Annotated in this window: 14 protein-coding genes; 7 read left to right on the top strand and 7 right to left on the bottom strand. The window is 36.3% G+C overall.

The features are described from left to right. Positions 1–254 precede the first annotated feature (254 nt). Positions 255–839, bottom strand: coding sequence for a hypothetical protein (locus QZZ43_RS03025; protein WP_291856125.1), 585 nt, complete (start codon positions 837–839; stop codon positions 255–257). 256 nt (positions 840–1,095) lie between these two features. Between QZZ43_RS03025 and QZZ43_RS03020 the strand changes: the two genes are divergently transcribed. Continuing rightward, entirely contained in the window at positions 1,096–2,136 is a 1,041-nt protein-coding gene (locus QZZ43_RS03020; protein WP_291856123.1) for an LLM class flavin-dependent oxidoreductase, read from the top strand. A gap of 127 nt (positions 2,137–2,263) precedes the next feature. On the opposite strand, the gene QZZ43_RS03015 is transcribed toward QZZ43_RS03020, so the two are convergent. The 3 genes from QZZ43_RS03015 to hemW form a co-directional block, all read right to left on the bottom strand. Beyond that, positions 2,264–3,145, bottom strand: a complete 882-nt coding sequence (locus QZZ43_RS03015; protein WP_291856121.1) for a cation diffusion facilitator family transporter — start codon at positions 3,143–3,145, stop codon at positions 2,264–2,266. A 6-nt stretch (positions 3,146–3,151) separates the two neighbouring features. Continuing rightward, positions 3,152–3,502: a rhodanese-like domain-containing protein gene (locus QZZ43_RS03010; RefSeq protein ID WP_291856119.1), complete on the bottom strand. Its 351-nt coding sequence runs from the start codon at positions 3,500–3,502 to the stop codon at positions 3,152–3,154. 85 nt (positions 3,503–3,587) lie between these two features. Then, positions 3,588–4,712, bottom strand: a complete 1,125-nt coding sequence (hemW, locus tag QZZ43_RS03005; protein WP_291856118.1) for a radical SAM family heme chaperone HemW — start codon at positions 4,710–4,712, stop codon at positions 3,588–3,590. 129 nt (positions 4,713–4,841) lie between these two features. On the opposite strand from hemW, the gene QZZ43_RS03000 reads away from it, so the two are divergent. Next, positions 4,842–5,255: a VanZ family protein gene (locus QZZ43_RS03000; protein ID WP_291856115.1), complete on the top strand. Its 414-nt coding sequence runs from the start codon at positions 4,842–4,844 to the stop codon at positions 5,253–5,255. Here the strand turns inward: QZZ43_RS03000 and QZZ43_RS02995 are convergent. The 3 genes from QZZ43_RS02995 to rpiB form a co-directional block, all read right to left on the bottom strand. Further along, positions 5,225–5,671, bottom strand: a complete 447-nt coding sequence (locus QZZ43_RS02995) for an Rrf2 family transcriptional regulator (protein WP_291856113.1) — start codon at positions 5,669–5,671, stop codon at positions 5,225–5,227. The two genes, QZZ43_RS03000 and QZZ43_RS02995, sit on opposite strands and share 31 nt — an antisense overlap. Before the next feature lie 19 nt (positions 5,672–5,690). Then, positions 5,691–7,073, bottom strand: a complete 1,383-nt coding sequence (locus QZZ43_RS02990; protein ID WP_291856111.1) for a lactate utilization protein B — start codon at positions 7,071–7,073, stop codon at positions 5,691–5,693. 244 nt (positions 7,074–7,317) lie between these two features. Further along, the gene (gene rpiB / locus QZZ43_RS02985; protein ID WP_291856110.1) at positions 7,318–7,758 is read right to left on the bottom strand and encodes a ribose 5-phosphate isomerase B; all 441 of its coding nucleotides are present in this window, start codon (positions 7,756–7,758) and stop codon (positions 7,318–7,320) included. A 428-nt stretch (positions 7,759–8,186) separates the two neighbouring features. Between rpiB and nadA the strand changes: the two genes are divergently transcribed. From nadA to dut, 5 genes are all read left to right on the top strand, one after another. Continuing rightward, on the top strand, positions 8,187–9,185 hold the full coding sequence (gene nadA, locus QZZ43_RS02980) for a quinolinate synthase NadA (RefSeq protein WP_291856108.1): 999 nt from the start codon (positions 8,187–8,189) through the stop codon (positions 9,183–9,185). A 215-nt stretch (positions 9,186–9,400) separates the two neighbouring features. Then, positions 9,401–9,781: a response regulator gene (locus QZZ43_RS02975; RefSeq protein ID WP_291856106.1), complete on the top strand. Its 381-nt coding sequence runs from the start codon at positions 9,401–9,403 to the stop codon at positions 9,779–9,781. 238 nt (positions 9,782–10,019) lie between these two features. Then, positions 10,020–11,039, top strand: coding sequence for a Holliday junction branch migration DNA helicase RuvB (gene ruvB, locus QZZ43_RS02970; RefSeq protein ID WP_291856104.1), 1,020 nt, complete (start codon positions 10,020–10,022; stop codon positions 11,037–11,039). Between the two features lie 26 nt (positions 11,040–11,065). Next, positions 11,066–12,526, top strand: a complete 1,461-nt coding sequence (locus QZZ43_RS02965; RefSeq protein WP_291856102.1) for a lipopolysaccharide biosynthesis protein — start codon at positions 11,066–11,068, stop codon at positions 12,524–12,526. Next, entirely contained in the window at positions 12,504–12,938 is a 435-nt protein-coding gene (dut, locus tag QZZ43_RS02960; RefSeq protein WP_291856100.1) for a dUTP diphosphatase, read from the top strand. Before QZZ43_RS02965 ends, dut begins: the two co-directional genes overlap by 23 nt. Positions 12,939–12,957 lie beyond the last annotated feature (19 nt).

The raw sequence follows: 12,957 nt of genomic DNA, 5'->3' as shown, positions 1-12,957 counted from the left end.
AATGGTATTGTTTTAAAATATTTTTTAGTGAATTTCAAATAATCGGGTTTTAACAAAGGATATTGTAAAATTTGCAGAGACCATAGACAGACGCAAAATGGAACTGTTCTATAAAGTCGCAACAATTTTTACAATATGAGGACCTGTTGAGAAAGTGCCAATTGCGAAACCTCCAAAAACGGAGTTTACTTGAATAAATGAGTATTTTTGAGGCAACCGTAATGAAACAATTGGCGCTTATAGACAGACATTAATTAATCTCGTGGTTCGGCCTTAAAAGCACAATGAAGCGTAATAACTTCCTCTGTTTCGTAATCGTCCAGCACATTGCTGAATGAAGCTTCCCAACTCCCATCATTTCCAACAGAAAGTTCCAGTTGGCTTTCTTCATCAGTTGTAAAAAAGGAATTCAACCCATCACCATAAACATTGACCTTTGCATAATCGTCCTCCGGAGTGGAAAGACCTGGTTCATAAACCTTATAAATTCCCGGTTCCGGTAATTTCCCCCCAAATGCGGTGGCTTCAGCATCTAACAGATAAAAGTCAATGGTTACAACGACTCCTTTTTCCACATCATCAATTTCTACTGTATGCACGGACCACTGGATATCATTATGTTTCATTGCAGAATTGTAAAAGTGGGTGGCCAAACCAGACCCGGCCAATTCTACATCGCCGAAAATGCCATATGCACCGTTTCCATTCGATACTTCATCCAAAGAAATTAAAGAATTTTTGTCGTCATTTATTTCGGTATTATTGTTATCGTCTTCACTGCAACCAAGTAGTGCAAAAGACAAGAACAAAATGGTAAAAACGTTTTGTGTTGATTTCATATTTACGATTTTAGGATGTTAAACTATTATTTTTGTCTGCCACTCTTTTTGCAAACAGGTTTTTATGCACTAAAATGCATTTCACATATATATCACGTAAAAAAATAAAAAGCGGGTCAGATTTTTTCAAATAATTTGATGCGGATAAAAATGCATCACCCAATAAAGGAGGGATGTCGAAAAAGCCTAAAAATTTTTAAACAGATTCGGTCTTCGACCTGTTTACACTACATCATTAATGGCTTAAAAAAAAGATATGGAGTTAGGTATAGGCATGTTTGGAGATCTCACATTCGATGCTCAAAACAATAAATTTCAATCACCCAGAGAGCGTTTAAGTGAAATGAAAGAACAGGTAAAGCTGGCCGAGGAGGCCGGTTTGGACAGTTTCGTTCTGGGTGAACATCATCGCCCTGATTACGCAGTATCCTCCACAGAAATTGTCCTGGCTGCTTTGGCATCTGTCACACATAAAATTAAACTATCAAGTGGTGTCACGGTATTAAGCTCTGCAGATCCGGTAAAAGTTTATCAGGATTACGTGACACTGGATTTGCTCTCGAACAACCGGGCCGAAATAATTGCCGGACGTGGCAGTTTTACAGAGTCTTTTCCGCTATTCGGGTATGACCTGAAGGATTACAACGAACTATATGAAGAAAAGCTCGAATTGCTGCTTAAATTGAACAATGAAGAAGCTACTACGTGGAAGGGAAAATTCAGAGCCGCCCTGAACGAACAAACCGTTTATCCCAGACCGGAAAGACCACTCCCCGTCTGGATTGCTGTGGGCGGGACCCCAAAATCGGTTGAACGCGCTGCCCGGCTGGGATTACCAATTATGTTTGCCATCATTGGTGGCATGCCACGGCAGTTCAAGCCTCTGGTGGAGTTTTACAAAGAACAATATCAAAAAAATGGTCACGACCTCAAAAAAATGCAAATAGGTGTGCATTCTCACACTTTTGTATGTGGTTCGGTTGATGAATTGCTTGAGAATTACTATCCCGGTTATGCCGCTCAAATGGACCGTATTGGAACAACTAGAGGTTGGCTGCCTTATTCCAAACAACAGTTTTTGCACGGTTTAAGTCCTGATGGAGCACTTTATATGGGCGACCCTGCAGAGGTGACCCACAAAATTCTGGAAACCATTGAAATGTTTGGTCTAACAAGATACATTGCTCATGTGGATGTAGGAGGCCCCTCACATAAACAACTGATGAAGACCATCGAATTATTCGGAGAAAAAGTTGTTCCAGAAATCAGAAAGGCAATGAAAATAACCGTTAAGTAGGTTATGATTTAGAAAAAAATCACTGCTAACCAGAAAAAATTGAATTTGGCTCACTGCGAGTGAAATGAAACTATCCCTTCTAAAAACTAATAATTCTCAGGTTATCAAAGAAAAATCAAATTATTATTCAGTTTTTCAACGGCTTTATCCCGTCAATGGCATCAACATGAATTGTAACATCAATTGAATATTCCTTTTCTATTCGGGATTCATATTCACTGGCAATTTCGTGAGCTTTGGACAAACTGTAGATACCCGGAAGACTGATATGAAAAACCAATTCGGAGTGATATCCATAATGATGCATCTTAAAACTATGAGGATCAAGAAAAAGATTTCCGTTGATGTCTTCCCCCAATTTTACTATTTTTTCTTCCATTTCCGTTTCAATATTTTCCCCAAGTAAAATACTGATGGTTTCTCTCATAATAGTATAAGTGGTATAAAAAATCATCAGCGAAACAAAAATGCCCAATACACTATCGGCCCACCAAAATCGGCCACCAACAAATATACCCACTAAAATAACGATACTCGATATGGCATCCGAACGGTGATGCCACCCGTCTGCTTTCAGGGAATTGGATTTTATTTTCTTCCCAATTACAATAGAATATCGCGCCATCGCTTCCTTAATAACCACAGAAGCCACAGTTACCCAGATAGCAATCGGACCATAGTTAAATACCGCTTTTTCCTTGAATTTCATGACGGATTCGCCCAGAAAGTTAAAGCCCACAATGGCTAGCAAAATGCCTACCACAAGAGACGCGATTAATTCAGCCCGACCATGGCCAAAGGGGTGTTTACTATCGGCCGGAATATTAGAAACTTTCAATCCCAGCAATACTGCCAAAGAAGATACCGAATCGGATAGCGTATGCCAGGCATCAGCCAGCAATGCCACAGAGTTGGAAACAATTCCTGCCCAGTATTTAATGGCAAACAATGCAATATTTAGAAAAATAGACAGCCAGGTAGCTGTAATTCCGGTTTTTGCTTTTTCCATACTGTATCAATCAATTTTTTCAGTATCCACAGGGAATCCTCTTCTCTTCCAATCTTTATATCCCGCCTCTAAATTATATATTCTTTCAAACCCCTGCTTCTTTAATAGTATCATTACCGTTTTGGAACGTTTCCCATATTCACAATAGACAAATATAGGAATACACGATTCATAATTTTTTATTAGTTCCATCAAAACCTTCTTTTCTCCTGCATACAAAGCACCCGGAATACGCTCTTCGGAATATTCCTCATAGGGCCGTACATCCAAAACAACTACCTGCTCCGCGCTGTCCTGAATGGAAAAAAAATCATGAGCCGATAAATTTTCCTGAGAAAAAACGGTCGAACTTATCATAAAAAAAAAGAAAAAAATTTTCATGCTATATAATATTGCTTTTATATATCAGTGAATAGAATCCTAATTTAATTTTTTTTTATCCTTACACTTCAAATAAATCTTCAATAATACCATCAATCACAAACCAGCCTTTGCGTGTTCCAAATAACATTCCATCCCATTGCTGCAAAAATCCTTGTTGAATCCATTTCTGAATATGAGTTTCAAAATTGTCCATAAAACCTGGATAATATTCTCTTAACTCAATCATATTCACTCCTCTTTTGGTTCGCAATCCTAACATCAATCGTTCATTAAAACGGTCTCTTTCAGTCAATATTTCATTCGATATACCACTCTTATATCCCAATTCAATGTATTGATTTAAATCAGACTTATTCCAGTAACGACGCGTTCCGTCGAATGAGTGTGCTCCAGGCCCGGCACCCAGGTATGATTTTCCCGTCCAGTAAGAGGTATTGTGACGTGAAAAAAGCCCGTCCCTGCAAAAATTAGAAATTTCATAATGGTCAAATCCCATTTTTTCGGCTTCATTGTGCAACTGCCAAAACAATCGTTCACTCTGCTCCTCTTCTATTTCAAACAGTTTCTTTCTTTTTTTTTCCCGGCCAAACTGCGTTCCCGGTTCAATGGTCAGGTGATAAGCCGAAAGATGCTTTAGGGGATATTCATTCAATATCTTCAGATTCTGTGAAAATTTTTCTTCCCCGGACCAGGGCAAACCATAAATTAAATCAATTCCCACATTTTCAAAACCTGCATTATAAGTTTGATCAATCACTCTCCGGCTCTGAATAGAATCGTGCCTTCGCCCCATTTTTGTTAAATCCTCATCAAAGAAACTTTGAATTCCAAGACTGATTCTATTAAACCCAATGCTCCTCAACCCTGAAAGATATTTCAGATTCAAATCATCCGGATTGGCTTCAATGGTAATTTCGGCAAAATCGGATAAAAAATAATTTTTCCTGATGATATTCAGAATCTCCTCCAACTTTTCGATAGCTATTAAACTGGGTGTACCCCCACCAAAATAAACGGATTCGATAACATTATCGGTTGAAGGAAAAAAATCTCTTCGTTCGCTTAATTCATTTAAAAGCTGGCCCAAAAATTGATTTCTTAATTGAAGCTTTGTACTTTTAAAAAAATCACAATAAAAACATCTCGATTTACAAAATGGAACATGTATATAAATCCCCGCCATAAAATTCGTTGTTATATTTGCAGCAAAACAACCTCAAAGCCGCGCCATTACTGAAAATGTTCCACGTGAAACATTTTAAACCAACACATTATCAACAATAATTAACCACTTGTTAACAAACTTATCAACATGAATAAAATAAGCCAATTCCTTATTAATTACAAACTTACATTAATAACTGTTGGAATTATCTTCTTTTTAAGCTTATCATCCTCTGAAAGTATTAACAAAGTCTGGTTTTTAGATTTTAAATTTTCCGACAAATTAGCTCATCTGGGAATGTACGGATTTCTGACCCTTGTTTATCTAATAGAACGAACTGCCTTTTTGAGAAGTTCCCAAGCGACCCGAAAAACCCGATGGTTTTATGTCTGGTGGATTGTTTTGATAGGTGCTGGAATTGAGTTTTTACAGCCCATTATTGTTGGCCGTGATAAAGACTTTTGGGATTTTACCTCCAATACAATCGGAATATTGCTGGCCTACCTGCTGTTTTTCTACATCAAAAAGTATTACAATTTCAACAAAACATCTTCATCATGACCCATACGGTCGATAATTCCTCCAATGGTTTCGCTGCTGAAATAATCAACCACTTCTTTACGGACCTTGCTGTACTTGTCGTGAACCGGACAGCGTTCGGCCTTTCCGCTGGAACTCTTACAAAGGCCCGTTCCTATCAGACATGATTCAAAAACAGACGGACCATCAATAATTTCAACAATATCAAGTAAAGTAATGTCCTTAGCCTCTTTGGCTAGAAAAAAACCTCCGGTAGGCCCTTTAAAACTGTTTAAAAGTCCTTTACGCACAAATACCTGAAGTATTTTACTCAAAAATTGCATGGGAATTCCCAGTTCGGAAGCAATAACTCTGGCATTTGCCCGGTTCTCTTCACTTCCTTTTAAGCCAATAAAAATGATCGCCCTTACGGCATATTTACATGTTGTTGACAGCATAATATTGATAAAAAGGTTTCTATTTATTCTTTATTTTCCATTGTTTACTGAATGACAGGCGACTAAAATCCGGAAACTCTCTGTTTGGCCCTACAAAAGTATTAATTCCAGTCAGTTTTGCAGCGAAATTTTTAAACCCTCCGCCCCCACTATCCATTAGCCACCGTGAAGATAAACCGTGTTCCATGCCCTTCATTACCATTCTCTCCATTTTTGGCCTCATTTTTCCAACAACCACATCTCTGCGATTTTTTAACAACAAAGCAGGTAAGGGGATTTTTACCGGGCAAACTTCCCCGCATTTTCCACACAGCGAACTGGCAAAACTCAAATGCTGATACTCTCTAAGTCCCTTAAAATGAGGAGTAATAACCGAGCCTATTGGCCCGCTGTAAACCGAATTATAGGTATATCCTCCCACATTTCTATAGATGGGGCAAGCATTTAAACAAGCTCCGCATCTTATACATGCCAGGGCTTCGGATTGTTCGGGCAAATTATAAAGATGACTTCGCCCATTGTCCAGCAATATAATTACCATCCGTTCGGGCCCATCTGGTTCAACTTCTTTGCCGGGCCCGAAAACAACAGAATTATAAACCGTTACTTTTTGTCCTGTGCCATGAGCCGACAATAATGGCCACATTAAATCAAGGTCTTGCAACGAAGGCAGTATTTTCTCTATGCCCGCCAATACAATATGCACTTTAGGAAAAGAATAAGACATAAACCCGTTGCCTTCATTTTCAGTAAGTGCAATTGCTCCTTCTTTGGCCAATAAAAAATTAGCACCCGTAATCCCCACTTTGGCAGTTCGGAAAGTCTTTCGTAATTTTTGTCTCACAAAAGAAGTCATCTCTTCAGGTGAAGCATCAACTGGAGTTGCAAATTTTTTATGAAAAAGTGCAGCTATGTCCTTTTTCGATTTATGCATGGCAGGGGTTACAATATGATAAGGCTTTTCACCTGCAACCTGCACTATAAATTCACCCAAATCGGTCTCAATGGAATTAATACCGGCTTTTTCGAGTCTTTTATTTAGTTCCACCTCTTCGGTGGTCATAGATTTACTTTTTACAACCGTCTGAGCATCTGTTTCTTTAATTATCTTTAGAATAATATTTCCTGCTTCATCACTGTCATTTGCCCAAAAAACCTCACTGCCGTTAGTAATTGCATTTTTCTCAAATTCTTCCAAAAATTCAGGTAAACCAGCTAACACTTTTCTTTTAATAAAGGCAGCTTTATCCCTGGCAAGTTCTAAATCCTTATATCTGGCTTTTCCTTTTTCGAAAGCAGCCTCATAACGGGAAATATTGAAGCGAATGGTAGCCCTGTGTTTATAATCAAAGGCAACACGCTGAGCTTCTTTCAAAAATATTTTTTCCTTCTTTCCCGACATCAAATACTCTATTTGTGCTGATTTCTTAAAAATCAAGAAGCCTTTCTAAAATTAAAAAACTCTAATGCAAAGACCCAATGACGAAAAATGGTAATTATTGGCTTTACCTTGGTCAGCCACTTTTTCATCTGCTTTCAAAAGTATACCAAAGTATAATTAAATGACCTTTTTAAAAAAACTTCAAATACTAAATCACTTTTGTTTTTAAAACTATCATTTAAGAAAATTTTTCAGAACCAACAGCTCATTCCAAGGGAATTTTCTCAACTCTGCGTTTATGTCTCCCACCCTCAAAACCAGTAGTAAAAAAGGCATTGACAATTTTCAATGCTTCCTGTTGCTTTAAAAAACGACCGGGCAATGCACATATATTGGAATCATTATGTAATCGGGCCAGATAAGCTATTTCGGTATTCCAACAAACTGCCGAACGAATGCCCTGATGTTTATTAACAGTCATACTAATGCCGTTTCCGCTTCCGCAGATAGCAATTCCAACCTCACATTCACCCTTTTCAACAGAATTAGCCAGGGGGTGGGCATAATCCGGATAATCAGTGCTGTCATCCGAATCGGTACCGAAATCAACCACTTCGATGCCCTTTTTCAACAATTCCCCTTTCAAAAACGTTTTAAGGTTATACCCTGCATGATCGGAACCTATACCTATTTTATTGAAAAGCATATCTTTTTTGTTTCAAAGATAATAAATTCCCCCGCTTTAATCTTTGTTTAATAACCTGTTGATAATTCGTTCATATTTAAGCGTAACTAATGAAAACATTTTATAGGAAATACCGTAAAATTTTCCATACACCTGCTCCTGCCCCTTAGTCAAAAAATAAAACAGTTTCTTCTGATTTTCTTTTTCACAGTTTTCACAGTTTTAATAAACAGGTACCTCTGATAAATTATTAAATTTGCACTTTGTTAGCCATTGTTGATAAAGACAACTATATATTTGGACTTTAAAACTTTAAGTGGTCTTATAAGTCGTTAATAAAAGAGCCTGGAATATTCATTTCAATACAAAACAACCATATTGGCTTCTTTTTTTAAACACTATTAACAGCCTTATAACACCATCATATAATTTTATAAACTTTTATAATAATGAATATACATAGTGAATGGTTGAAAAAAGGATTTGTTGACGAAACAATTCCTGCTGGCGTAGATTTGATTGGTGCTATTAAAAAGCTGAAAAAAGAGAAGAATGCACTTCTGATGGCCCATTATTATCAGAAAAATGAGATACAGGATATTGCTGATTTTGTGGGAGATAGTCTTGCTCTTGCGTGGGAAGCTTCGAAAACAAATGCGGATATTATTTTGTTGTCAGGAGTTTTATTTATGGGTGAAACCGCCAAAATTTTATCGCCTGATAAAAAGGTACTTATACCTGATTTTAATGCTGGCTGTTCTTTGGCAGACAGCTGTCCTGCGGATGCTTTTGAGAAATTTATTAAGCAACATCCGGGACATACTGTGGTTACTTACGTGAATACCACTGCAGATGTTAAAGCTCTATCTGATATTGTTGTAACATCGACCAATGCGGTTAAAATTATCAATAGTATTCCAAAAAATGAGAAAATAATTTTCGGTCCAGACAGGAATCTTGGTAATTATTTACAAAGTATTTCCGGAAGAGATATGGTCATTTGGGATGGCGCCTGCCATGTACACGAAAAATTTTCGGTTGAAAAAATTGTAGATTTGAAAAAGGCATATCCCGAAGCAGAGATTATTGCCCATCCTGAATGTAAAAAGCCGGTACTTACAATTGCCGATTTTATTGGAAGTACTGCCAGTTTGTTGAAGTATACACAAACCGCAAATTGCAATCAGTTTATCGTAGCAACTGAATCAGGGATTCTACATCAAATGCAATTGGCTTCCAAAGGAAAAACTTTTATACCGGCACCACCTTCCGATTCTACCTGTGGATGTAACGATTGCGAATTTATGCGATTGAATACACTAGAAAAAATTTATTTGACGCTTAAGCATGAATATCCTGAAGTCATTGTTGACGAAAATATCCGTGTAAAAGCCATAAAACCCATTGAAAGAATGTTTGAACTGTCAGGAGATTTATTAAAGAAATAATTCTTTTTTGTCCTCTATCCTTTTTGGGTTGACTTTTTGTGATTTTTGTTTGTTTTTTTATCGTATTAAATTTTTTACCTTTATAGTTTATGATTTCTTGGGTGGTTTCCTTCATATGTTTTCATTATGAAGGTTTTAAACGGCTTGAAATTTAAAATACAAATGAAAAATGTCAGATATTAATTCTTAAAGTGAAAAGTGTAAGGGGGTTATCCATGGAAGGGATTTCATTGTTACTTGTTGAAGATAATGTTTTAAATCAGAAGCTAATATTTCTTACTCTTTCGAAATATGGTTTTCGGATTGATGTGGCCAATAATGGAAAGGAAGCTCTGGATAAACTTGATAATAAAAGCTATGACATTATTCTTATGGATTTAATGATGCCTGTTATGGATGGTCTCGAAGCCACCAGGAATATTAGGTTAAGAGAAAAAGAAAAAGATGATAGAAATATTATAATTGGTCTTACTGCAAATACTTATGATGCAGATCGGGATAAATGTTTGAAGGAAGGAATGGATGAGTATATGACTAAACCGTTTGATATAGATATATTTAAAGAAATTATAGCCAAATTTAATTTTCAAATTTAATAGATATTTAATACTGGTTTAATTTAATCTAATTCCTTTTTTGTGATAAAGAGATTTTCATGGGTTTGCTGACCCTCTTTTTTATACAGAAGAAAGTCAAACATGGAAAGAAATTTCTCACTGTCTATTATGTAAATGAACTTGTTACCCCTGAATGTATTGTAATGAATTAATGTATAGCGAAGAGTTTTTTTATGGTCATGATTTTTTTAAGTTATGGTCTTTTTAAATCATTGTGATGGAGTTTGATATACGTAATGGCGGCGAAGAACAAACAAGAGAACCTGATATAGAGCAAAAGTTAAGACCACTAAGTTTTGCAGATTTCAAAGGGCAATACAAAGTAGTTGAAAATCTTCAAATATTTGTTAAAGCCGCACTTATGCGTGGCGATGCCCTGGATCATGTTTTACTTCATGGGCCTCCCGGACTAGGAAAAACTACCCTGTCCAATATAATTTCGCATGAATTGGGCGTTGGATTTAAACTTACCAGTGGGCCGGTACTCGACAAACCAGGAGATTTAGCCGGTATCCTCACTTCTCTGGAACCCAATGATGTACTCTTTATTGATGAAATTCATCGTCTGAGTCCTATTGTTGAGGAGTATCTTTATTCAGCAATGGAGGATTTTCGAATTGATATTGTGATAGACAAAGGACCGGGAGCTAAAAGTATTCAGATTGAATTAAATCCTTTTACATTAATTGGTGCTACAACACGTAGTGGTTTGCTTACCAGTCCGTTGAGGGCCAGGTTTGGAATTAATTGCCATTTGGAATATTACGATGTTGATGTATTGAAAGGCATTATTTCGAGGTCTGCACGTATTCTTGATGTTCCCATTTTGGAAGAAGCGTCCGCTGAAATATCCAGACGAAGTCGTGGTACACCTCGTATTGCTAATTCATTGCTCAGGCGTGTTCGTGATTTTGCTCTTGTAAAAGGAAATGGTAAAATTGATATGCCCATTACAAGATTTAGTCTCGAAGCACTTGATATCGATCAACATGGGCTGGATCAAATGGATCATAAAATATTACTGACAATTATTGATAAATTTGGTGGAGGTCCTGTCGGTTTAACTACTATTGCTACTGCCATAGGTGAAGATTCCGGAACAATTGAAGAAGTTTATGAACCTTTTCTTATTAAAGAGGGGTTTATCAAACGTACCCCCAGAGGACGTGTTACTACGCCTTTGGCCTATAAGCATTTGGGTCGAGATTTAGATTCCTCTCAATCTACCTTGTTTTAATTCTTTAATTTTAATCAGCTGATAACATGTCTTTAAGCCTTAAACGACTGGCAGGAGAAACTGTAATTTACGGGGCATCAACCATGATTGGGCGTTTATTAAACTGGCTTTTAATGCCATTTTATATTCGAACGTTAAGCATGGAAGAATATGGCGTTGTAGTCAATTTTTATGCAGTTGTTTCAGTTGTTTTAGTTATTCTTACTTATGGACTGGAAACCGGTTTTTTCAGGTTTTCTGGTAAGGGATATAATGAAAATTCTATTTTTAAGACACTTGTTATTTTATTAGCCATTACAAGTGGTTCTTTTGTTATTCTTGGAGTTTTTTTACATGGAACGCTGAGTGATGTTTTCTATGCGGGAGAGCATTCACTTTCCATTTTTTTGGTATTTTTGGTTCTTGGTATTGATTCGTTTACTGCCCTTCCATTTGCCAGATTGCGTCTTCAAAACAGGGCTATTCGTTTTGGCATAATTAAGCTTATTAATATTGGAGCAAATATATTTTTTAATTTATTTTTTCTATTACTAATTCCTTATCTGATTAAACATCAGTATGTAGGCACTATAATAATTGAATATTATTCTAAATTTGATGGAATTTTCTATGTGTTTTTTAGTAATGCATTAAGTAGTATTATTACTTTTTTACTTCTTATTCCTCAGGTTATTCATTTAAAAGCAATTATAGATTTCCGGGTTATAAAGCCCGTTCTTGTTTATTCATTACCTGTCCTTTTTGTTGGTATTACAGGTATGTTAACCCAGAATATTGACAAAATATTGTTACCTGTGTTGGTTGGCGATGGAGGGTTTAGTCAATTGGCTGTTTATGGTGCTAATTTTAAAATTGGAATATTAATGAGTTTGTTTACGCAATCATTCCGATTTGCTTTTGAGCCTTTCTTTTTTAAAAATAAAGAAGAAGGGAAAGTGGTTTATGCCACAGTAATGAACTATTTTATTTTTTTTGGTTTGGTTATATTTCTTGGTGTTACCCTTTTTATTGATGTTATTAATATTGTATTGACTTCAGCTTATATTCAGGGTAATTCTATTATACCACTTGTCTTAATTGCGCTTTTATTTTACGGTATTTACTTTAATTTATCGTTGTGGTATAAACTTACCGACCGAACCTGGGTAGGAGCTGTTTTTGGTGCAATTGGTGCTTCTATTACTATTGGTTTAAATATCATTTTAGTTCCCTCAATTGGTATTATTGGGTCAGCAATAGCCTTGCTTTGTGGATATTTTGTAATGGTGGTTTTATCCGCCTATTTTGGAAGAAAATTCTATCCTGTTCCCTATCAAATTAGGCAGTATATTATCTATTTCCTCCTCACAGGAGTTGTATTTTTATTGAATGCTGAGATAAATATTAAAAATGATTTTTTTTCCTATCTGTTTAAAGCAGTTATATTTGCTTTATTTATTGGTTCGTTTTTTGTAATTAAGAGATATGATAAAAGTAAAGTTAATTAACAATAGCAATAATCCGGTTCCTGAATATGCTACGGAAGGCTCTGCCGGGGTTGATTTAAGAGCTTCTCTTGATGGGAAAGTGATTTTAAAACCATTAGAGAGAGCAATGGTACCTACTGGAATCTTCATTGAACTTCCGTTGGGAACAGAAGCTCAAATACGACCGCGTAGTGGTTTGGCTGCTAAAAGTGGTATTACTGTTTTAAATAGCCCAGGTACTATTGATAGCGATTATCGTGGAGAAATAAAAGTTATTCTTGTTAATTTATCCAACAAAGAATTTGAGATTTGTAATGGCGACCGTATTTGCCAAATGGTAATTCAAAGATATGAGAAATTTGAGTGGGAGCGGGTAGAAGAATTAAATGATAGTGTACGGGGAGATGGTGGTTTTGGTCACACAGGAGTTTGATATTTTAGAATTTAAGTGA

It is taken from the genome of Marinilabilia sp., assembly GCF_016278715.1.
GTDB lineage: Bacteria > Bacteroidota > Bacteroidia > Bacteroidales > Marinilabiliaceae > Marinilabilia.
The sequence above is the reverse complement of the archived record's forward strand: the minus strand, read 5'-3'. Positions and strand labels throughout refer to the sequence as shown.

What these genes read in the sequence shown, in the direction of transcription:
- QZZ43_RS03025 (WP_291856125.1), bottom strand. Translation starts at nt 839, where the DNA reads ATGAAATCAACACAAAACGTTTTTACCATTTTGTTCTTGTCTTTTGCA.
- QZZ43_RS03020 (WP_291856123.1), top strand. Translation starts at nt 1,096, where the DNA reads ATGGAGTTAGGTATAGGCATGTTTGGAGATCTCACATTCGATGCTCAA.
- QZZ43_RS03015 (WP_291856121.1), bottom strand. Translation starts at nt 3,145, where the DNA reads ATGGAAAAAGCAAAAACCGGAATTACAGCTACCTGGCTGTCTATTTTT.
- QZZ43_RS03010 (WP_291856119.1), bottom strand. Translation starts at nt 3,502, where the DNA reads ATGATAAGTTCGACCGTTTTTTCTCAGGAAAATTTATCGGCTCATGAT.
- hemW (WP_291856118.1), bottom strand. Translation starts at nt 4,712, where the DNA reads ATGGCGGGGATTTATATACATGTTCCATTTTGTAAATCGAGATGTTTT.
- QZZ43_RS03000 (WP_291856115.1), top strand. Translation starts at nt 4,842, where the DNA reads ATGAATAAAATAAGCCAATTCCTTATTAATTACAAACTTACATTAATA.
- QZZ43_RS02995 (WP_291856113.1), bottom strand. Translation starts at nt 5,671, where the DNA reads ATGCTGTCAACAACATGTAAATATGCCGTAAGGGCGATCATTTTTATT.
- QZZ43_RS02990 (WP_291856111.1), bottom strand. Translation starts at nt 7,073, where the DNA reads ATGTCGGGAAAGAAGGAAAAAATATTTTTGAAAGAAGCTCAGCGTGTT.
- rpiB (WP_291856110.1), bottom strand. Translation starts at nt 7,758, where the DNA reads ATGCTTTTCAATAAAATAGGTATAGGTTCCGATCATGCAGGGTATAAC.
- nadA (WP_291856108.1), top strand. Translation starts at nt 8,187, where the DNA reads ATGAATATACATAGTGAATGGTTGAAAAAAGGATTTGTTGACGAAACA.
- QZZ43_RS02975 (WP_291856106.1), top strand. Translation starts at nt 9,401, where the DNA reads ATGGAAGGGATTTCATTGTTACTTGTTGAAGATAATGTTTTAAATCAG.
- ruvB (WP_291856104.1), top strand. Translation starts at nt 10,020, where the DNA reads ATGGAGTTTGATATACGTAATGGCGGCGAAGAACAAACAAGAGAACCT.
- QZZ43_RS02965 (WP_291856102.1), top strand. Translation starts at nt 11,066, where the DNA reads ATGTCTTTAAGCCTTAAACGACTGGCAGGAGAAACTGTAATTTACGGG.
- dut (WP_291856100.1), top strand. Translation starts at nt 12,504, where the DNA reads ATGATAAAAGTAAAGTTAATTAACAATAGCAATAATCCGGTTCCTGAA.